Genomic DNA, 19,182 nt, shown 5'->3' with positions numbered 1-19,182 from the left:
TTGAAGAGTTAGCGGGAAATAGGGTGCGGGAAAGTGCGATGGGGAACCCGGTCGGAACGCTGCCGGCGATATCGCCTTCAGCGCTGCGACCAGTGTCCGGAGCTAGCGCGTGGCGATACCCTGTTGCAGGGCCGCCGGCGGCGCCGGTTCCGATTGAAATGCATCGGACAGGCCGATACTACTCACCAGTACGCCCACACAAAAAATCAGCACTGCGAGTGTCAAAATATCGGGTTTCATAACTAGATCCTTAATGCTCTTACCGGCTTTAATTTGTTTTTATGCTGGGGAGCAAGCTTTATACCATTTTCGGCGCCACTGACTAAGTCTTTTGCTATATGGCACCTATATGCCAAGTATAGGAGCACAATCAAACCTATTACTAGACCAGTAACGTGACCAGATGACCTAAGTATGACGCAGATCACAACAATTGTGAGTGCTAGCTAACTTCCGCGAGCCCAAAAAATCACAGGCCCCCGGATGCCGGCATAATTGTTCGGCAACCATAGCACCAAAACCGGGCACCAGGGGCATTGGCGGGTCGCTTTGGTGCTTTCACCTCCGGCGCCTCAACCGAGAAAGAAACGGTAAGCCGCGTTGTCGGTTTCCTCCCAATAGCGGAAGTTGAGTTCATCGAGGAACACCTGCACCGCATGTTGCTGGGACTTTTCCACCTGCATACCCACCAGCACCCGCCCGTAGGCGGCACCGTGATTGCGGTAGTGGAACATGGAGATATTCCAGCGCCCTGCCAACAGGGTCAGGAAGTTGAACAGCGCGCCGGGGCGCTCGGGGAATTCAAAGCGAAAAACCCGTTCATTGTTGACCCGGTGAGAATGGCCGCCCACCATATGGCGAATATGCAGTTTGGCCATTTCGTTGTCTGTCATATCCACTACCGCATAGCCCTTGGCCTCGAGACCGGCCACCAGCTCGCGCCGGTCGCTGTGGTCCGGCGACACCTGTACCCCGACGAAAATGTGCGCATCCTTATCGTCGGCGTAGCGGTAATTGAATTCGGTGATACTGCGTTTGCCCATATCGCGCAGGAATTTCTTATAGGCGCCGGGCTTTTCCTCCAGGGTGACGGCCAGAATGGCCTCGCGCTTCTCGCCGATCTCGGTGCGCTCGGAGATATAGCGCAAGCGGTCAAAGTTGGTGTTGGCGCCGCTGTCGATGGCGATCAGCGTGGCGTCGCGACAGCCGCTGTCCTCGACATACTTCTTCAACCCCGCCAGCGCCAGGGCACCGGCCGGCTCGGCGATGGAGCGGGTGTCTTCGAAAATATCCTTGATCGCCGCGCACATCTCATCGGCATTGGCGGTAATCACACCGTCGACCGTATCGCGCAGCACCCGGAAGGTCTCTTTACCGATCTGCGCCACCGCCACACCATCGGCAAATATCCCCACCTCGGGCAGGATCGCGCGCCGCTGCTTCTGCAGCGCCAATTGCAGGCAGGCGGCATCCTCAGGTTCCACCGCGTAAACCTTGATGTCGGGTCTCACGTATTTGATATAGGCCGCAACACCGGCACAGAGCCCGCCACCGCCGACCGGTACAAAAACCGCGTGAATGGGCCCCGGGTGCTGCCGCAAAATTTCCATGCCCACAGTGCCCTGGCCGGCGATCACGTCCGGATCGTCGTAGGCGTGGATATAGGTATAACCTTTGGTTTGCACCAGCGCGTGGGCCTGGGCGAAGGCCTCATCGTAGGTATCGCCGTGCAGCACCACCTTGGCACCCCGGGCCCGCACCGCCTCCACCTTGATCGCCGGCGTGGTTTGCGGCATCACGATGATCGCCTTGACATTGAGCTTCTGTGCGGACAGCGCCAACCCCTGGGCATGGTTGCCGGCCGAGGCGGCGATCACACCGCGTTCGAGCTGCGCCGGCGATAACTGCAGCAGCTTGTTGTAAGCACCGCGAATCTTAAAAGAGAAAACCGGCTGTAAATCCTCACGCTTGAGCAGCACACGGTTGGCCGTGCGCTGCGACATCAGGTGCGCTTCATCGAGGGGGGTCTCCACCGCGAGATCATAGATGCGCGCATCCAGGATACGTTTGATATAAGAGTGGGGCATACCGTAAACTCTTCGCCGGTTCCAATTCCCGCCAGAGGCGGGCCGAGCGCGACATACTAGGCCAAGCAGGACACTAATGGAAGGCGCCCTAACGGCAGGCGCCGGGCAGCGCCGGCGGCTATTCGCGGGCGGTGATCTCCCCCGCCGCTACAGTTTGCCGCGCCCGGCACGTATAATGCGTGCGAACCGCCAGACCTCCCGGACCCGACCGAGGCAACACTATGCCCGCAGACGCGCTCAAGCAAGCCGTGGCCCGCGCCGCCGTTGATTATATTGCCCCCAAGCTCGACCGCCACGACATCGTCGGGGTGGGTACCGGCTCCACCGCCGGCTTCTTTATCGACTACCTGGCGCAGATCAAGGGCCACTTCGACGGCACCGTGGCCAGCTCAGAAGCCACCGCAACCCGACTGCAGTCCCACGGCATTCCCGTCTACGACCTCAACAGCGTCGACGATGTGGTCGTCTACGTCGACGGTGCCGACGAGACCAACCCCAGGCTGGAGTTAATCAAAGGCGGTGGCGCCGCGCTGACCCGGGAAAAGATTATCGCCGCGGTCGCCCGGGAATTTATCTGCATCGCCGACGCCGGCAAGTGGGTGGACTGCCTCGGCAGCTTTCCGCTGCCGGTGGAGGTGATCCCCATGGCCCGCTCCCACGTCGCCCGGGAACTGGTCAAACTGGGGGGCGACCCGGTCTATCGCCAGGGATGTGAGACAGATAACGGCAACGTCATCCTCGACGTACACAATATGCGCATTACAGACCCGCGCGCGCTGGAGACCGCGATCAACCAGATTACCGGTGTGGTCACCAACGGCCTGTTTGCCCACCGCCCGGCGGACCTGCTGCTGTTGGGCACCGAGGCGGGCGTGGAACAGATCGCCGCCGAATAGCGCCGCTGTCAGTCCGGCGCCCGGTCAGCGCCAGAGAAACCGGGTTGGCAACAGAGGAGAAAGCACCGGTCATTATATTGGCCCGGACGGCTTCTACAATGTCTGCTATATAGTACAATTGGCGCTGCGCCTTTTTGGGGTCCTGGTTTGAGAGACACAGGGGCGTAACGCGATTTGGGTTTGCAGGCCTGTGCTTGCACTCGCGCCAGTGCCGCAGTTTTCGCCGCTTGTTCCACTCAGCAGCGGCCATTCTGATGTAACCGATGCTATTCACCTAAAGGATTCGACTTTTAGCACAGCGGCCGCACGACCGTAGCGTCCCAGTAACCCAGGCCAACCAACGGTAGGAAGTATTGGCGGATATGCCTCACAAAGAAGAATCGGGAATCTTTAAAGACCCGCGACGCAATCGCAAAGAGCCGCCCGACTCGGAAGACTCTGATAAACACGAGCAGGAGCCCGTGCAATCCAGCGGGGAAAGGCGCAGCCGCTGCTTCTCCAGCGCACCCTGGTGGCTGCGACGCAACTATCTGGACCAGGAATAAAGCCCCACCCGCCGGCTCTGCTGCTCGCCGCGACAATCGCGATCTCCCGTCCCTCCCCGCATGACCCAAAAATAGCCTACAGTCAAGCCGCCGCCGTGCCGGCGCCGGCCACAGCCGGTACTTCCCAGATAACCGTCTGCTCGGCGTGCAGGTGCTGCTCGACCCAGGGCCGGTAGCGCTGCTCGATCTGCCGGCGTTTGAGTTTCAGAGTCGGGGTCAGCAGCAGATTCTCCACCGCCCACTCCTCGGCCACCACAAATATCTGCCGCACCGCTTCGTGGGTCTCAAGGCGGTCGTTGAGCGCCGCCAGCACCTGGCGCAACTGTGCCTCCAGTTCGGGGCGGGGCCGGGACCGGCCGGCCTCGGCGATACCGGCCAGCAGCACGGGTTGATCAAGACCATGACCGAAGACACAAACCTGCCCGAGCAACGCACACTCGCCGAGGAAGTTTTCCAGCCGGGTCGGTTTGACAAACTTCCCCTTGGTGGTCTTGAACACCTCGCTCAGGCGCCCGGTGACGTGCAACTGGCCGTCGGCATCGATATAACCGGTATCACCGGTGTGATAGACCCCGTCGCGCAGTACCCGCGCCGTTTCTTCCGGTTCGCGGTAATAACCCCGCATCATCACCGGGCTTTTAAACAGGATCTCGTCGTCCGCGCCGATAATGACCTGGGCATCGTCGAAGGGGACGCCGACGGCGCCGGGGACCTGCTTGTCCTCTTCGCACATACAGCCGTAGGCAAAGTTCTCCGTCATACCGTAGCCGTCACGCAGCGGCATGCCGAGCCGCGCATACCAGTGCATCACCTCCTCGGCGGTGGGCGCCGAGCCGGTGCCCAGAATGCGGGCCGCCTCCAACCCCAACTCCCGGCGCACGCGCCGTTTGATCCAGCCGGCACAGCCGGGCAGGCTCAGCAGCAGCGACAGCAGCCGCGGCGGCAGCTTGGTTTCAATAGCTTCCTTGAACTTCACCCACAGGCGCGGCACGGAAAAGAAAAAGGTCGGCCTGGCCCGCTTCAGATCGTCGATAAACGTGTCCATGCCTTCCGGGAAGGCAACGCTGGCGCCGCAGTAGAGGCTCTGCAATTCCACCACAATGCGTTCCGCCGCGTGGGACAGCGGCAGGTAGGAGACAAAACGATCCGCCGGCGTGTAGTTGAAACTCTCGACAATGTTGGGCACCGCGTGGGCTACCGTCTGATAATCGTGCATCACGCCTTTCGGATTGCCCGTCGTGCCGGAGGTATACATAATCGTGAAAATAGCATCGCCCGGCGGTTGCGGATTGTCGGCAATGGGCTGCCACTGGGCCAGGATGTCGGCGAGCTGAAAGTCGCAGTCGATAGCGGCCCCCTGAATCGCCAGGGTATGCACCCCGTCGGGCAGCGCCCGGCGCAGGTTTTCCGGACTGTCGGCGGCGCCGACAAACACCAGTTGGGTGTCGCTGTGCTCGAGCACGTAGCGCATCGAGTCCGCCGTTTGTGTGGCGTACAGCGGCACGCTGATATGCCCGCTCATCATGATGGAAAAATCGGCGATAAACCAGTCGGCGCAATTTTTGGCGTAAATGGCGACGCGACTGCCGGGCGCAAACGCCAGATGCCGCAAAAACGCTGTCACCCGGCGCACCTGATCGGCCACCTGCCCCCAGGTGTAGTCGCGCCAGTTACCCGCCGCCGCCTGGCGCAGATAAATCCGCTCGCCGGCGTGCTGCTCCCAGTGATACAACCGCTCCAGTGGCAGCTGTCGTAAACTTGTCATGGTGACACCCCCGCGTCATGGCACTCGTTTGGCTCGCCTCCCGCCCCCGCGAACACGCCGGTAAAGTGCCACACCGGCACCGCAAGCTTAGGAAAGGCGGCGAGCCATGCTCAATGACATTTCCTTTCATTCGGATTGACCAAATGGATTGGTGCGGCGGCTGTGTTATGGTTTCGCTATGAATCAACACCACTCCGTACCCGCCAGCCTGCTGCTGGATCACTTGCAGGGGGCCATTGCCCGGGGCACAGACCCGGCCGCTATCCTGGCGCTGGCCCAGGTGCCGGCAACCGTGTTGGAAAACCCGGACCGGCGCCTGCCGCTGGAGGACTTCGGCCGTATTATCAAGGCCAGCTTTCAACACCTCGACGACGAGGCGTCGGGCTTTTTGTCGCGGCCGCTGAAACCCGGCACCTTCGCCCTTATGTGCCACGCCACCATTACCTGTCCCAACCTGCGCCGCACGCTGTTGCGCAGCGGACGCTATTTCAATGTTGTCACCGATGAAATTATCTTCGACCTGCTCGAGCGCGGCGAGGAGGCGATACTGGCAGTGCGAACCGTCAACCGGCGGCAACTGGACGACCGCTTTTTCATCGTCTCACTGTTTGTCATCTGGATTCGCTGGGCCAGTTGGATGATCGACAAACCGCTGCTGCTGGAGCGGATCAATTTTGCTTTCGCCGCCCCCGCCTACGCCGCCGACTTCGACAGCATGTTCCCGTGCCGGCACTACTTCGAGCAGCGCGAAAACAGTGTGGTGTTCAGCCGGCGCTTTTTGGAAATGCCGGTGGCGCAGGACACCCAGACGCTCACCGACTTTCTGGCCCACGCCCCCGAGTGCCTGCTAACCCAGTACAAAACCGACAACAGCCTGACCGCCACCATCCGCCATATACTGCAGCGCGCCGACAGCAGTGAAAGCGTCTCCTTCGAAACCGTGGCCGCGCGCCTGCATATGACCACCCAGACCCTGCGCCGGCGTTTAAAAGAAGAAGGCAACGCCTACCAGGAAATCAAAGACAGTGTGCGCCGCGATATGGCCATCTACCACCTGTCCCGGCTCGACACGCCGATCAACGATATCGCCGAGCTGATGGGCTTCTCCGAACCCAGCGCATTTAACCGCGCTTTCAAGAAATGGACCGGCACCACCCCGGGCAGCTACCGCGAAAAACACTATCGGGGCTAGTGATAGTTTTTATCACCACCATTGGCATCTTTGGTCATTTTTCCCGCCCAGCCTTTCCCCTACCCTTTCGGATAAAGTATTTTTACTCACCGGGGCTCAGGCGCGCCCGCAGTCCCTCCTCCTCTACCCGTCGTAAGACAGTCTTAAGAGATAAAGACCCATGACCACCGACGCTTTGATATTCGATGCCATTCGCACCCCCCGCGGTCGCGGCAAAGCCAGCGGCGCCCTGCACGAGGTCAAACCGATAACCCTGCTGTCCGACCTTCTGAAGAGCCTGCAGCAGCGCAACAACCTGGCCACCGATAAAGTCGACGATATCGTTATGGGTTGTGTATCGGCGGTCGGCGACCAGGGCGCCGATATCGCCAAAACCGCCGCCATGGTGGCCGGCTGGGAGGACGATGTGGCGGGCGTCACCCTGAATCGCTTTTGCGCCTCCGGTCTCGAAGCGGTCAACCAGGCGGCGATGAAAGTGCGCTCCGGGTGGGAACAGTTGGTGGTGGCCGGCGGTGTGGAATCCATGTCCCGGGTGCCCATGGGCTCCGACGGCGGCCCCATGGCCATGGACCCGGAAACCAACCTCGACACCGGCTTTATGCCCCAGGGTATCGGCGCCGATTTGATCGCCACCCTGGACGGCTACTCGCGCGAGGATGTCGACCGCTTTGCCATGCAATCCCATCACAAGGCGGCCGCAGCCTGGGCGCGCGGCGCCTATGAAACCTCGGTGATACCAGTTTGCGACCGCAACGGTATCACCGTGCTGGAGCGCGACGAACTGGTGCGCCCCGACGCCTCCATGGAAACCCTGGGCGGCCTGAAACCCTCGTTTGCCGATATCGGCGCCATGGGCTTCGACGGCGTGGCGCGGGAAAAATACCATTGGGTCGAGCGCATCGACCACGTGCACTCCCCCGGCAACTCCTCGGGTATTGTCGATGGTGCCGCGGCGCTGCTGATCGGCAATGAGGCGGTCGCCAAAACCGAGAACCTGACACCACGGGCGCGCATTGTGGCAGCGGCAGTGGTGGGCACCGACCCTACCATCATGTTGACCGGGCCGGCCCCGGCGGCGCACAAAGCACTGGAAATCGCCGGCCTCAGCGCCGACGATATCGATCTCTACGAAGTGAACGAAGCCTTTGCCTCGGTGGTGATGCGCTTTCAGAAAGAACTGCGGGTGCCCGACGAAAAAGTCAATGTCAACGGCGGCGCCATCGCCATGGGCCATCCCCTCGGCGCCACCGGCGCGATGATTCTGGCCACGGCGCTGAACGAACTGGAGGCGCGCCGGCAACGCTACGCCATGGCCACGCTGTGCGTCGGCGGCGGCATGGGCATAGCCACTATCATCGAGCGGCTGTAATAGCTGTTAAGCAACCAAAGTTATCACGCCGCCAACTTTATCGAGCCGCTGCCTTTATCAGGCCCCCAGGAACGCCGATTTAACGTTTGCAATGATTACCGGACACCGCTATGAAATCCATTCGCTACGAAAAAGACCCAGATAATATCGTTCACCTGATTCTCGACCGCCCGCAGGGCTCCGCCAACCTGATGGACGAGCAGTTCAGCCTCGACCTGCAGCGGGCCGTGCAACAGCTTCAGGAAGACAAGCACAAGATCGGTGTGATCCTGCGCTCGGCCAAAAAGACATTCTTCGCCGGCGGCGACCTGGACACTCTGGTTGCGGTCACGCCGGAGACAGCCGGCCAGCTCTTCGCCGGCGCCCAGGCCACCAAGACCAGCATGCGACACCTCGAGACGCTGGGGGTGCCGGTGGTGGCCGCCATTGCCGGCGCCGCCCTCGGCGGCGGCTGGGAACTGGCCCTGAGCTGCCATCACCGCATCGCCGTAAACGACAACCGCATTGCGCTGGGCCTGCCCGAGGTGACCCTGGGTCTGCTGCCGGGCGGTGGCGGCGTGGTGCGCATGACCCGCCTGCTCGGCTTGCAGGCGGCCATGCCCTACCTGGCCGAGGGCCGGCAGTTCAAACCGCAACCGGGTCTGGACAGCGGCCTGCTGCACGAATTGGCCGAAGATGAAAAGGACCTGCTGGCCCGGGCCGCCGCCTGGATCAAGGCCAATCCCGAGGCCCGGCAACCCTGGGACCAACCGGGCTACAAAATCCCGGGCGGTGCGCCCAAGCAGGCGGCCTTTGCCCAAATGTTGCCGATTGTACCTGCCATTCTGAAGAGCAAGACCAAGGGTGTGATGCCGGCACCGGAAGCCATACTCAGTGCCGCGGTGGAAGGGTTGCAGGTGGATTTCGACACTGCCATCCGCATCGAATCGCGCTATTTCGCCGAACTCGCCGCCGGTCAGGTGGCAAAGAATATGATCGGCACTTTCTGGTACCAGCTCAATGAGATCAAGGCCGGCGCCAGTCGGCCAGTGGATTACGAGGCGCAAACGGTAAACAAGGTAGGCATTCTCGGCGCCGGCATGATGGGAGCCGGCATCGCCCACGCCTGCGCCACCCGCGGCATTGACGTGGTGCTCAAAGACGTCAGCGTCGAACAGGCCGAAACAGGTAAGGACTATACGGCAAAACTGCTGGACAAGCGGGTGGCCCGCGGCCGCATGACCGCAGCGCAACGGGACCAGGTGCTCGACCGCATCAAAGCCACCGGCAACGCAGCCGATCTGGCCGGCTGCGAACTGATTATCGAGGCCGTCTTCGAAGACCGGGCCCTGAAGGCAGAGGTCACCGCGCAGGCGGAAGCACACCTCGATGCCGGCGCCGTGTTTGCCTCCAATACCTCGACGCTGCCGATTACCGGGCTGGCCGAAGCCTCGGCGCGACCGGCGAATTTTATCGGCCTGCACTTTTTCTCACCGGTGGACAAAATGCCGCTGGTGGAGATTATCTGCGGCGCAAAAACCGACCCCGCCACCCTGGCCAAAGCCTATGACTTTGTGCAGCAGATCGCCAAAACCCCGATCGTAGTCAACGACAGTCGCGGCTTTTTTACCTCCCGCGTCTTCGGCACCTTCACCCAGGAGGGCATCGCCATGTTGAGCGAGGGGATCGCGGCGGCGTCCATCGAGAACGGCGCCTTCCTCGCCGGTTTTCCCGTCGGCCCCCTGGCCGTCACCGATGAAGTGACCCTGTCACTGGCCGCCAAGGTGCGCAACCAGACCATCAAAGACCTGGAAGCCGAGGGCAAGAGCTACCGCGCCCACCCCGCCGATGCGGTAATCGACCGCCTGTTGGAACAGGATCGCACAGGCAAGGCAGCCGGCAAGGGTTTCTACGAATATCCGCAGCAGGGTAAAAAATTCCTGTGGCCGGGTTTGCAGACACAATTTTACAATGCCGACGCCCAGATACCGCTGCAGGATATCAAAGACCGTCTGCTGTTTATCCAGGCCCTGGAAAGTGTGCGCTGTCTCGATGAGCAGGTACTCACCGCCGTGCGCGATGCCAATATCGGTTCCATCTTCGGCATCGGCTACCCGCCCTGGACCGGCGGCGTCATCCAGTTTATCAATCAGTACGGGCCGCGCGAGTTCGTCGCCCGCGCCCGCACCCTGGCGCAGCGCTACGGCGAGCGCTTTACACCGCCGGATTCGCTGATCGAAAAAGCCGAACAGGGCGCGACTTATCACGATCACGACCGCGATCACGACTGACCCGGCCGCCGCCGGACCGAGCGTGTCAACCACTGCCAGTAAGGACCAGTAAAGATGATTCCAAGAACTGTATTCGACACCGACCAGGAACTGTTTCGCGACACTGTGCGCAAGTTTCTGGAAACCGAGGCCGCGCCGTTCCACGCCCAGTGGGAAAAAGACGGCCAGGTCGACCGGGCGCTGTGGGAGAAAGCCGGCGCCCAGGGGTTTCTCTGCCCGACGGTACCGGAGACTTACGGCGGTGTCGGGGTGGACTTCCGCTACAACGCCATCATTGACGAGGAGGTGGCGCGGGCCGGACTCTCCGGCATCGGCTGGGGCCTGCACTCCGATATCGCCGTGCCCTATATCATGAATTACGGCACCGATCTGTTAAAAGAAAAGTATTTGCCCCGCTGTGTCAGCGGCGAGCTGATCACCGCCATCGCCATGACCGAACCGGGCACCGGCTCGGATTTGCAGAGCGTCAAAACCACCGCCGCGCTCGATGGCGACCACTATGTTATCAACGGCTCCAAAACTTTTATCACCAACGGTCAGCTGGCCGACCTGGTGATCGTGGTGGCGAAAACCGATCCCGAGGCCGGCGCCATGGGCACCAGCCTGATTTTGGTGGAGGCCGACAGCCCCGGGTTTACCAAGGGCAAGAATCTGGACAAGGTGGGGATGAAAGCACAGGACACCTCGGAACTGTTCTTCCAGGATGTGCGGGTGCCGAAAGAAAACCTGATCGGCGCCGAGGGCCAGGGCTTTATTTACCTGATGCAGGAGTTGCCCCAGGAGCGCCTGTCGGTCGCCCTCGCCGCCGTGGCCGCCGCCGAGGGCGCGCTGGCACAGACACTGGACTATGTGAAAGAGCGCAAGGCCTTCGGCAAACCCATAGCCGCGTTTCAGAATACGCAGTTCAAACTCGCGGAAATGGATACCGAGGTCACCGCCGCGCGGGTCTTCGTCGACCGTTGCCTGGAGCTTCACTGCGAGGGTAAACTCGATGTGCCCACCGCTGCGAAGGCCAAGCTGCTGACCACGGAACTGCAGTGCCGGGTGCTGGACGAATGCGTGCAGCTGCACGGCGGTTACGGCTATATGTGGGAGTATCCGATTGCCCGCGGCTGGGCCGACTCCCGGGTGCAGCGTATTTACGCCGGCACCAATGAGATTATGAAGCTGATTATCAGCCGCTCGCTAATGGAGTGATGCGGCGCCCTTACATTTGTATACTTGGGCCAGAGCAAAATGGTGCTCGCTTCAGGCGCCTACCTTTGGTGGCGATGCTCTAACAATTCAGCGCCACTCGATCGGTAACAACCGGTAATACTTATGTCTCAACCTCTGAACGGATTGAAAATACTCGACTTCACCACCCTGCTGCCGGGCCCCTATGCCACCCAGTTGCTGGCCGATATGGGAGCGGACGTGCTGCGCGTGGAAGCCCACACCCGGCCCGATATGGTGCGCTTTACGCCACCCTATATCGACGACGGCGCCGGCGGGCAGACCTCGGCCGCCCACGCCACGCTCAACCGCAATAAAAAATCTGTGGCACTGGATTTAAAACAGCCCGAGGCGATTGCCGTCGTCCACAAACTGCTGGCCAGCTACGATATCGTTATCGAGCAGTTTCGCCCCGGCGTTATGGCGCGTCTCGGCCTCGACTACGACAGCCTGGCCGCCGTCAATCCGCAGTTGATTTACTGTTCGGTGAGCGGCTACGGCCAGAGCGGCCCTTTGCGGGATCGGGCAGGACACGATATCAACTACCTGGCGCTGGCCGGCCTGGCCAGTTTCAGCGGCCGCGAGGAAACCGGGCCGGTACTGTCCGGCACGCAGATCGCCGATATCGCCGGCGGCACCCATCACGCCGTAATGGGCATACTGGCGGCGGTGATACAGCGCCAGACCAGCGGCGTGGGCCAGCATATCGATATCAGTATGAGCGACGCCGCCCTGGCGCTGACCACTCTGTTCGGCGCCGGTTACCTGGCCGACGGCCGCGTGCCCGGACTGTCGACCGAAGTGTTGAACGGCGGTATTTTTTACGGCTATCACCGGACCCGGGACGGTCGCTATTTCTCTGTCGGCAGTTTGGAACCACAGTTTACTCAACAGTTGTTCGCCGCCATCGGCAAACCCGAGTGGGCCGAGCGCAGCGCCGATCCCAGTCCCGAGGCGCAGCGACAATTGCGGGACGATGTCCGGGCCGTCTTCCTGACCCGGTCGTTCGCCGAGTGGAAAGACATATTCGCCCGTTGCGACGCCTGTATCGAACCGGTGTTGCGGCTCGATGAAGTCGAGCGGCACCCGCACTTTCAGGCCCGCGGGATGTTTGTGGACGTGCCGGGCAATGCGGGCGGCTGCAGGCAAATTGCCAGCCCGATCAAGTTTTCCGCATCTGCCCCCGATTACCGCAGTATCGGCCGGCCATTGGGGGCCGATACTGAAGCGGTGCTCAAGGACTGCGGTTATACCGATGATGAGATTGCCGCGTTGCGGGCAGCGGGGGTGGTCGGTTGATTTCAACCCCCAACCGGGTTATTTGCGCCACCGGGGTTGAACAACCCTCAGCCGGCGGCGACTGTGGGCAACACCCGAGGCACCAGTTGCAGGCGGGCCCTTCACGCCGGTAGAACCGGATTGACCGGCGCCGTTATTCCCTGCTTTTTTGCAAAGTCAGCATCTTGTCGTGGCACTCCTGAATATCGGCAAGGATATCGGATAGTGCGGCTCGACAGGCCACGGGTTGATCCTTCTCCAATGCGGTTTTTACTTCATTCAGTGTTTTGTCTTCTATTTCTTCAAGCTGACTAATATATGTTTGCTCCGTGTCGGACTTCACCGCGGCCATTATTTTGGTATACAGCTTACGGACCTCGACACTGAAAGAGCTGCCATCCTCAACCTCGCCCTCCTCGAGCACCGCATAGGGCTGCAGTCGCTGTACCGCGCGCCTGCGCGCATTGACCATAGACTCGAACACGGTTGCAAGAACCGGGTTATCGACAGCCTCCTGCGCTTCGTGATAAAAATCTATACCGCTATTCAGCACTTTCACTATCTCGGCGATGTGTTTCACTTCAGTGGTACTACCGTTAGTCATTGTTTTCCTCATTGACAAATTGATAATAAGCAGCCGGTAACCGGCCATCAGTTCTACCTCGTTTCCATGGGCAAAGGAGTGATTCCCCAAGCGGGGAATTGGCCGCGAACCGGCACTGCGTTTTCTCACCAGGGTTCGCCTTCACTGTTTTGCTGAAATTTCTTCTTCGCAGCATTCGTGCCAAAACCATTTATGATCCGGGTCAATACGGGCAGCCGCGCGATGAGACATACTGGCACCGGTACTGACGCCGACGACAGACCTTGTGCATTTGCGTTTCCCAGGGCAGGCCACCAAAACCACCTTAGGCGCCAACCGTTAATGCTGTCCGACCAATGGCACGGTAATTGCTGATCTACTGGTGCAGGTCGATAAAACTCACAGACGAGGAAAAAACCATGGCCAATTCCGGCTCTACCGTTAATTTTGAAACAGACGCAACTGATGACGCGGTCGATGCAGCGGCATCAGAATCTCCGGTAACTGAAAGGGCCCGCAAGGGCGCCCATGAAGCCGTCGATAAAGCGGCCGACCGCGCGGCGGCGGCCGAACGCAGTTTCCGCAGAACAGCGGACGTTTCAGCGGAAAAATTAGGGGAAAATCAAGAGCGTCTCAAAACCCAGTTCGACGAGTCCATATCCAAAGCCAGACAAATGGCGAGAGAGAATCCTCTGGCGACGGCGGGTCTCGCGTTTGCCGCCGGCGTCCTCTTCAGCGCCTGGCTGCGGCGCTAGCGTTCGCTGACTCATGAACGAAAATGAGCCGGCAAGAGACAATCCCGAGCATGCCCCCTCCTCAAAGACCGAGGAGGTGACGCTGATCGAGTGTTTGCAGGATATCTCCAGCCAGGCAAAAAACAGCTTGGCCAGCACCGCTCAACTGGCCCAGGCTGAGTGGCAGCTATCGATGCGGGCACTGTGGCTGGTGGCGGCATCCACGATGTTTCTAAGCGGGCTGATCCTGGTGGTTTGGGTCTCCCTCAACGCCGCGCTGGCCTACTGGGCCTACACCAGTGACGTGCCGGTTACTGCGATAGCTGCCGGGTTTGTGGTCGTTCAGCTGGCTTTAATTACCTGGCTGTGGACTCAGGTTCAGCGCCTCTTGGCCCTGATCGGCTTCCCGAGAACCTTGAATAGAGCCGGTGAAAACAACAACACATCCGTTTCTCAGCAGAGGCAGCCAACATGATAACTTTTTTCGTGCGCACTCAAGTAGAGACTGTCGAGGCCTGTGCGCAACGCTTGCAGCGAGATCGATGCAATCTGTCTTTAGCGACCTCCAGGTGTAAGGCGCATCTGATAAAAAAGATCGGCGAGGGCCCGACGATCGCCGGTTTCTTTATTGCCGGAGGGGTGTTGCAGTCACTGCAGTCTAAAAACTTACGCATGACGCCGTTGAGTTCCCTCGGTCTGGTCAAATATGTACTGGCGCTGGTGTACCCGGCAACCGGTGGTCAATAGCAGCCTATATCGTCTCTGCGGCTCTTTCACCACCCACATCTGCATCCAACCCGGAGCGACCTCATGTCCCGCCCTATTACGGAGAGCGCCGGTAGCCACATCGACAACCCGGCTCCCGCCGCCACTACACTGGCTGCCAAACCCGACGAGCTGGCCTATAACCGTCAGGCGCGCAGCAGGAAACTGGAGAAATCCAAAGTCATCTTGCTGGCCACACTGACAATACTGGCAGTGGGACTGTTTATCCACCAAGCCCAAGAAATTCTAATCCCGATCACACTGGCCTGCCTGCTCAGCTCGTTACTCTCGCCGATTGTGCGTTGGGCCAAGCGCTACCATGTTCCCCAGGCATTGACGTCGGCCATAGTAGTGATGATCCTGATGACGAGTTTCGTGCTCGCCATCAACCTCATCGCAGAACCTGCCGCGCGCTGGGTCAATCAATTACCGGATCAACTGCGACTCGTGCATAAAAAGCTCTACGCCGTGAAAGGCTCGCTCAGCGATTTGCAGGCGGTCGGCGATGAAGTCAGTCAACTGGCAGACGCACAGTTTCCGCTGCCGGAGGGCACTGCACCCATCGTCGTTGAAATCGAGGAGACATCGTGGATGGAGTCACTGATTACCGACGACCTGCCGGTGTTTTCGGGATCACTGGTGATCTGCGTGGTGCTGACATTTTTCCTGCTCGCTTCCGGCGATCACTTCCTCCGCCAGGTGACCAAACTGGGCACCAACTGGTCCAACAAACGAATGTTGGTCAGGCTTTCCAAAAGTATGCGCCAGGAACTGTCGGTCTATTTGGGCACTATCTCGATTATCAATGCCTGCCTCTCCATAGTGGTCGGGTTTGCGCTGTATCTTCTCGATATACCCAACCCTTTCTTTTGGGGGGTAATTGCAGGTTTACTGAACTTTGCACCCTATATCGGCCCGATGGTGGTCACGGTATTGCTCGCCCTGGTCGGGCTGATAACCTTCGACAACCTGGGCACCGCCATGCTGGCCCCGGCGGTGTTCGTCGTCATCACCTTGCTGGAAGGTCAGGTCATTACTCCTGCCGTCGTCGGCCATCGCCTGTCGTTGACACCCACGGCAGTCTTCATTGCGGTTGTATTCTGGACCTGGCTCTGGGGGATTGCCGGCACGCTGCTCGCCACACCGATACTGACCGTCGTCAAGATACTCTGCGAAAACGTGCCCGCCTTGCGCGGCTTTAACTATCTGATTGAGCGTTCATCGTAATGCAAGCGTTGCGCTGGACTCGTTTTGTCTGGCGTTGCGCTTGTAATCCGGTGCGCTATAGGTTGAAAAAATTTCAAATTTTGTACATATTATCCGCAATCGCCTGTCTGGAACGCGGCTCGGCGGCAACAACAGCGCTGTTTACAGATCAGATCAGGGGGTCAAATCTTGACTAATAGTATTTACAGAGCCCTAAGACGCCCTATTGTTTGCGATACCGTCGAGTAATGACCTACTCCAAAGGCCTTCCGATTTCACTAAGTGGTTGGCCACAGAAGTCCTGGCACAACTTCATGGCTATCCAGCGCGGTATATTCGCCCTAGGGCCGCGCCGGCTAACAGTAATCGATGTTTTTTCACATCCGTAGTAGGTCGAAACAGCACCTAACACCGTTGCAATCGGCACTGGCTCCACTAAACCCTTCCGCGATACTTCCCGGCCCCCATTTATCGCATTCGCACACGCTTCTTCCCTAAACACTTTCGACCCCAGTATTACAGAAAACCCGGGCTTGCCATAAAACTCGCGGATTTCTCCATCCACACCTTCTTCAACATACGCCCGATAGGCCTGCCTCGCTGATGTACCACCGATTTCCGCGTAGATTGGCTCGCGGCACAGCCACGCCGGGCAAGTTCGCTTCGTCACATAGGTGCTATAACTCGACCAGGGGTAGGACACTAGATGGTTAACCAAAGGTTTCCGGGCCTCCACCGGGTTGCGATGAATATAGCGACTTACCTGGAGCAGATATTCGCTGGCATCGACCAGTATGGATTTGTAACGGCCTCGAAATAATGGGCCATCTGTCTGTTTAAGGCGGTTGTAATGTAGTCCCCCCAAAAATCCGCAGAGGTTATAAGTAGAAAATTCCATTAAAATACCGGAGAGGAGTTTTCTATGAGAAAGTCACGTTACAGCGATAGCCAGATACTGGCCATTTTGAAGCAGAATGAGAACGGTGTATCCGTCCCCGATCTCTGCCGGGAGCACGGTATGAGCTCTGCTCAGTTCTATAAATGGCGCGCCAAGTTTGCGGGCTAGGTGCGGGCTAGGGGACACGGGCTAGGGGACACTGATAACTTAACAACTTAAACCAACTCGTCCTTTATCGACATCTTATTGGAAGGTGTGACGACGCTCTAAGCCGCGTCCGAATACATGATAATATCCACCTGCTATATGGAGCTTTCCTAACCTCGGCATATCCTTTACTTGCCGAGAGCTCCTTTATTCCTTGGTTAAGTTGTTAAGTTATCAGTGTCCCCTGTTCTCTACTTCCTCAGCTATCTCGGAAAACCATCTACCAAACTGCCCAGCATCATCCAATTTCTCCACAGATTTTTGAAAACGATGAGCCTCAAATAAATTTAGTTTGCAGGGTTTTTCCCTAAGTGTTCGAGCAAGTTCTTGAGGCCACAAATCTTCGACTGGAAAAGTTTTTACCTGAGCAACAAACATATCGAACTCATCAAGTGAGCTGGCTAAGTTTTCATTCCGGATAGAACAACACAACCTCATTTCTAACGCCTTCAAACGAAGGTAGTCTGGTAGATATTCCAGCTTTAAAGACCTAAACCACTTGGCAGCAGGCTTGTAGTCGCCTTTATCGTATGACTGATGCCCCAGATACAGTTTGGAACGTGCCTCTACCGAAGGATCTTTCGTCGCATTCAGGGCCAGCATAAGATTCTGACGAATCCCACTTTCTATCTCTGATGACACTTTTTTCTTGGGGTGCAAATAATAAATATAACCAATCAGAAAAGCAGCTTCCCCCCTCGTTCCACTCTCCTCCAAGCTACTCAGTCTCTCAACTAGCGCATCAAAAATTTTCTCTTTTTGTACGATATCGTCGATGGCCAGGGCACTATCAATGTCACGTAGAATAGATTCAGGTACTCGCTTAACCATTTGATTATCGCCAGTCATCGGCCCCCTCTATGTGCCGCACCTTCGCGCTTTTGATAGGTTTTGGAAATTTCACGGAGCCTCTGCCCATACTCAGGTAGATCTCCACGAGCATCAGCCTCATCAGCCATCCGTCTGAGTTCTTTTCGCATAGCTGCAGGATATTCGTTGTGACGGCCCGATTCAAAACCCTCATTCTCCTTACGCAGTCTATCGCGCACCTTCGCGTGATCATTGTTGGCCCAGTTTTCCGGAGTGTCCCACTTTCCTTTTTCTTTCTTTGCAGCATTACAATTATGCACCAACAAATTAAGCTGTGTAGCATAATACGTATGATAATCCGCAACCTCCAGATTGTAGGTTATGTCATGTCGACCCGAATCACCAACTGATTGAACAACAACCCAACCATGCCCCTCCGTTTCTATTTGATCACCGGGCTGCAGCTCAATTGTTTCAACCCAACTACGACCCATCACATAAAACGGGTGATCATCCGTGGTTTCTACTAATTGTACCTCTCCAAACCCATCAACAACTACTAAATCATAAACCTTGCGGTACTTCTTAAACAGTTGCGTAACGGGTTTCCAATCCTGTTCTCCCGTGTCCACATCCTTTGAATAAACCAGCTGATCTAATACAATATCCTCTATGGCCATATAGCCATCTTTAGTCAGCACTTCGGTTCCGGCAACAAAACAACATACGCCCTTTGCCGTCTTCTTCCCTTCCTTCTTCAAAAATCTCTTACTAAGATACTTCGCCGCCCCCTTCATCGAAAACACCGCCGGCAGCCCCGTCGCCCGCTCAAAACCCTCCGCCGCCACCTCCTTGGCCACGATCACCACAAACGGGACGAGAAACGGTAAGTTACCATCCGGGTCTACGTATTTATAGGGATTGTTATTCGCATAGGCATAACGATTGAAACTGATCGGATTATCATCTTGAAAACCCACAGCGTCAATCCCCATAAACCGACCCACCTCCGGATCGTAATACCGCGCCCCCATATACGTCAGCCCACTCGCTTCATCGTGGGGCTTACCCGTAAACGACAGCGATTGCAGGCTACCCTCCCCATCGGCCACCTTCTCACCGTAAGGGCGGTAACTTTTTCGCCACAGCAGGGCGCCCGTTTCATCCGAGGCCGCCACCACCGAACCCACCGCATCGGTATGGTAGTAGGTCGTGGTGCGCTCGGCGTGAGCGCTGCTTACCAACAAGCAACCGATCAACAGCGACAGCAAGAAGACGAACGGTCGAAGAATGCCCTTTTGCACTGTGATATTCGCCCGTGCATCAGCACAGGCTTCCAGTGACTTTATCGCTATAGCCATG

General features: G+C 58.2%; 18 protein-coding genes and 1 pseudogene. 12 read left to right on the top strand and 7 right to left on the bottom strand.

All coding sequences use genetic code 11. The annotated features are described in order from the left end of the window. Positions 1–102 precede the first annotated feature (102 nt). Positions 103–240, bottom strand: a complete 138-nt coding sequence (locus FKG94_RS28790; RefSeq protein WP_179957773.1) for a hypothetical protein — start codon at positions 238–240, stop codon at positions 103–105. Positions 241–572: 332 nt separating this feature from the next. Next, positions 573–2,087: a threonine ammonia-lyase, biosynthetic gene (gene ilvA, locus FKG94_RS23165; protein WP_142929333.1), complete on the bottom strand. Its 1,515-nt coding sequence runs from the start codon at positions 2,085–2,087 to the stop codon at positions 573–575. A 221-nt stretch (positions 2,088–2,308) separates the two neighbouring features. Here ilvA and rpiA point away from each other — a divergent pair, with 221 nt between their 5' ends. Together rpiA and FKG94_RS23155 are read left to right on the top strand one after the other, a co-directional pair. After that, positions 2,309–2,983 carry a ribose-5-phosphate isomerase RpiA gene (gene rpiA / locus FKG94_RS23160; RefSeq protein ID WP_142929332.1) on the top strand — a complete coding sequence of 225 codons (675 nt, stop codon included), beginning with the start codon at positions 2,309–2,311 and terminating at the stop codon, positions 2,981–2,983. 362 nt (positions 2,984–3,345) lie between these two features. Further along, positions 3,346–3,528 carry a hypothetical protein gene (locus FKG94_RS23155; RefSeq protein WP_142929331.1) on the top strand — a complete coding sequence of 61 codons (183 nt, stop codon included), beginning with the start codon at positions 3,346–3,348 and terminating at the stop codon, positions 3,526–3,528. An 82-nt stretch (positions 3,529–3,610) separates the two neighbouring features. Here FKG94_RS23155 and FKG94_RS23150 read toward each other — a convergent pair whose 3' ends face one another. Continuing rightward, the gene (locus FKG94_RS23150; RefSeq protein WP_142929330.1) at positions 3,611–5,293 is read right to left on the bottom strand and encodes an AMP-binding protein; all 1,683 of its coding nucleotides are present in this window, start codon (positions 5,291–5,293) and stop codon (positions 3,611–3,613) included. A gap of 178 nt (positions 5,294–5,471) precedes the next feature. On the opposite strand from FKG94_RS23150, the gene FKG94_RS23145 reads away from it, so the two are divergent. The 5 genes from FKG94_RS23145 (at position 5,472) to FKG94_RS23125 (ending at position 12,638) form a co-directional block, all read left to right on the top strand. Beyond that, positions 5,472–6,485, top strand: a complete 1,014-nt coding sequence (locus FKG94_RS23145) for an AraC family transcriptional regulator (RefSeq protein WP_142929329.1) — start codon at positions 5,472–5,474, stop codon at positions 6,483–6,485. A gap of 160 nt (positions 6,486–6,645) precedes the next feature. Beyond that, positions 6,646–7,854: an acetyl-CoA C-acetyltransferase gene (locus FKG94_RS23140; RefSeq protein WP_142929328.1), complete on the top strand. Its 1,209-nt coding sequence runs from the start codon at positions 6,646–6,648 to the stop codon at positions 7,852–7,854. Between the two features lie 110 nt (positions 7,855–7,964). Further along, on the top strand, positions 7,965–10,124 hold the full coding sequence (locus FKG94_RS23135; protein WP_142929327.1) for a 3-hydroxyacyl-CoA dehydrogenase NAD-binding domain-containing protein: 2,160 nt from the start codon (positions 7,965–7,967) through the stop codon (positions 10,122–10,124). 54 nt (positions 10,125–10,178) lie between these two features. Then, positions 10,179–11,321 carry an acyl-CoA dehydrogenase family protein gene (locus FKG94_RS23130; protein WP_142929326.1) on the top strand — a complete coding sequence of 381 codons (1,143 nt, stop codon included), beginning with the start codon at positions 10,179–10,181 and terminating at the stop codon, positions 11,319–11,321. Between the two features lie 123 nt (positions 11,322–11,444). After that, complete coding sequence (locus tag FKG94_RS23125) at positions 11,445–12,638, top strand: CaiB/BaiF CoA transferase family protein (RefSeq protein ID WP_142929325.1); 1,194 nt, start codon at positions 11,445–11,447, stop codon at positions 12,636–12,638. Between the two features lie 133 nt (positions 12,639–12,771). On the opposite strand, the gene FKG94_RS23120 is transcribed toward FKG94_RS23125, so the two are convergent. Next, positions 12,772–13,350 carry a ferritin-like domain-containing protein gene (locus FKG94_RS23120; RefSeq protein WP_246125341.1) on the bottom strand — a complete coding sequence of 193 codons (579 nt, stop codon included), beginning with the start codon at positions 13,348–13,350 and terminating at the stop codon, positions 12,772–12,774. A gap of 269 nt (positions 13,351–13,619) precedes the next feature. Here FKG94_RS23120 and FKG94_RS23115 point away from each other — a divergent pair, with 269 nt between their 5' ends. The 4 genes from FKG94_RS23115 (at position 13,620) to FKG94_RS23100 (ending at position 15,926) form a co-directional block, all read left to right on the top strand. Beyond that, positions 13,620–13,955: a DUF883 domain-containing protein gene (locus FKG94_RS23115; protein ID WP_142929324.1), complete on the top strand. Its 336-nt coding sequence runs from the start codon at positions 13,620–13,622 to the stop codon at positions 13,953–13,955. 13 nt (positions 13,956–13,968) lie between these two features. Continuing rightward, positions 13,969–14,409, top strand: a complete 441-nt coding sequence (locus tag FKG94_RS23110) for a hypothetical protein (protein WP_142929323.1) — start codon at positions 13,969–13,971, stop codon at positions 14,407–14,409. Further along, positions 14,406–14,681: a hypothetical protein gene (locus FKG94_RS23105; RefSeq protein ID WP_142929322.1), complete on the top strand. Its 276-nt coding sequence runs from the start codon at positions 14,406–14,408 to the stop codon at positions 14,679–14,681. Before FKG94_RS23110 ends, FKG94_RS23105 begins: the two co-directional genes overlap by 4 nt. Before the next feature lie 63 nt (positions 14,682–14,744). Further along, positions 14,745–15,926: an AI-2E family transporter gene (locus FKG94_RS23100; protein WP_142929321.1), complete on the top strand. Its 1,182-nt coding sequence runs from the start codon at positions 14,745–14,747 to the stop codon at positions 15,924–15,926. Between the two features lie 232 nt (positions 15,927–16,158). Here FKG94_RS23100 and FKG94_RS23095 read toward each other — a convergent pair whose 3' ends face one another. Continuing rightward, complete coding sequence (locus FKG94_RS23095) at positions 16,159–16,803, bottom strand: hypothetical protein (protein ID WP_142929320.1); 645 nt, start codon at positions 16,801–16,803, stop codon at positions 16,159–16,161. Between the two features lie 24 nt (positions 16,804–16,827). Here FKG94_RS23095 and FKG94_RS23090 point away from each other — a divergent pair. After that, positions 16,828–16,968, top strand: a pseudogene (locus FKG94_RS23090) (transposase); the annotation flags it as partial. 216 nt (positions 16,969–17,184) lie between these two features. Here FKG94_RS23090 and FKG94_RS23085 read toward each other — a convergent pair. Both FKG94_RS23085 and FKG94_RS23080 read right to left on the bottom strand, forming a co-directional pair. Then, on the bottom strand, positions 17,185–17,859 hold the full coding sequence (locus FKG94_RS23085) for a hypothetical protein (RefSeq protein ID WP_142929319.1): 675 nt from the start codon (positions 17,857–17,859) through the stop codon (positions 17,185–17,187). Then, complete coding sequence (locus tag FKG94_RS23080) at positions 17,856–19,181, bottom strand: RHS repeat-associated core domain-containing protein (RefSeq protein ID WP_142929318.1); 1,326 nt, start codon at positions 19,179–19,181, stop codon at positions 17,856–17,858. Before FKG94_RS23080 ends, FKG94_RS23085 begins: the two co-directional genes overlap by 4 nt. Between the last annotated feature and the right edge of the window lies 1 nt (position 19,182).

The sequence above is a fragment of the Exilibacterium tricleocarpae genome, assembly GCF_007004655.1.
GTDB classification, from domain to species: Bacteria; Pseudomonadota; Gammaproteobacteria; order Pseudomonadales; family Cellvibrionaceae; genus Exilibacterium; species Exilibacterium tricleocarpae.
The sequence above is the reverse complement of the archived record's forward strand: the minus strand, read 5'-3'. Positions and strand labels throughout refer to the sequence as shown.

Bases quoted from the DNA above. Each gene is read 5' to 3' on its own strand.
- FKG94_RS23110 (WP_142929323.1), top strand. From the start codon at position 13,969: ATGAACGAAAATGAGCCGGCAAGAGACAATCCCGAGCATGCCCCCTCC.
- FKG94_RS23100 (WP_142929321.1), top strand. From the start codon at position 14,745: ATGTCCCGCCCTATTACGGAGAGCGCCGGTAGCCACATCGACAACCCG.
- FKG94_RS28790 (WP_179957773.1), bottom strand. From the start codon at position 240: ATGAAACCCGATATTTTGACACTCGCAGTGCTGATTTTTTGTGTGGGC.
- FKG94_RS23085 (WP_142929319.1), bottom strand. From the start codon at position 17,859: ATGACTGGCGATAATCAAATGGTTAAGCGAGTACCTGAATCTATTCTA.
- FKG94_RS23145 (WP_142929329.1), top strand. From the start codon at position 5,472: ATGAATCAACACCACTCCGTACCCGCCAGCCTGCTGCTGGATCACTTG.
- FKG94_RS23080 (WP_142929318.1), bottom strand. From the start codon at position 19,181: ATGGCTATAGCGATAAAGTCACTGGAAGCCTGTGCTGATGCACGGGCG.
- FKG94_RS23130 (WP_142929326.1), top strand. From the start codon at position 10,179: ATGATTCCAAGAACTGTATTCGACACCGACCAGGAACTGTTTCGCGAC.
- FKG94_RS23105 (WP_142929322.1), top strand. From the start codon at position 14,406: ATGATAACTTTTTTCGTGCGCACTCAAGTAGAGACTGTCGAGGCCTGT.
- FKG94_RS23140 (WP_142929328.1), top strand. From the start codon at position 6,646: ATGACCACCGACGCTTTGATATTCGATGCCATTCGCACCCCCCGCGGT.
- FKG94_RS23095 (WP_142929320.1), bottom strand. From the start codon at position 16,803: ATGGAATTTTCTACTTATAACCTCTGCGGATTTTTGGGGGGACTACAT.
- FKG94_RS23155 (WP_142929331.1), top strand. From the start codon at position 3,346: ATGCCTCACAAAGAAGAATCGGGAATCTTTAAAGACCCGCGACGCAAT.
- FKG94_RS23115 (WP_142929324.1), top strand. From the start codon at position 13,620: ATGGCCAATTCCGGCTCTACCGTTAATTTTGAAACAGACGCAACTGAT.
- FKG94_RS23150 (WP_142929330.1), bottom strand. From the start codon at position 5,293: ATGACAAGTTTACGACAGCTGCCACTGGAGCGGTTGTATCACTGGGAG.
- rpiA (WP_142929332.1), top strand. From the start codon at position 2,309: ATGCCCGCAGACGCGCTCAAGCAAGCCGTGGCCCGCGCCGCCGTTGAT.
- FKG94_RS23125 (WP_142929325.1), top strand. From the start codon at position 11,445: ATGTCTCAACCTCTGAACGGATTGAAAATACTCGACTTCACCACCCTG.
- ilvA (WP_142929333.1), bottom strand. From the start codon at position 2,087: ATGCCCCACTCTTATATCAAACGTATCCTGGATGCGCGCATCTATGAT.
- FKG94_RS23135 (WP_142929327.1), top strand. From the start codon at position 7,965: ATGAAATCCATTCGCTACGAAAAAGACCCAGATAATATCGTTCACCTG.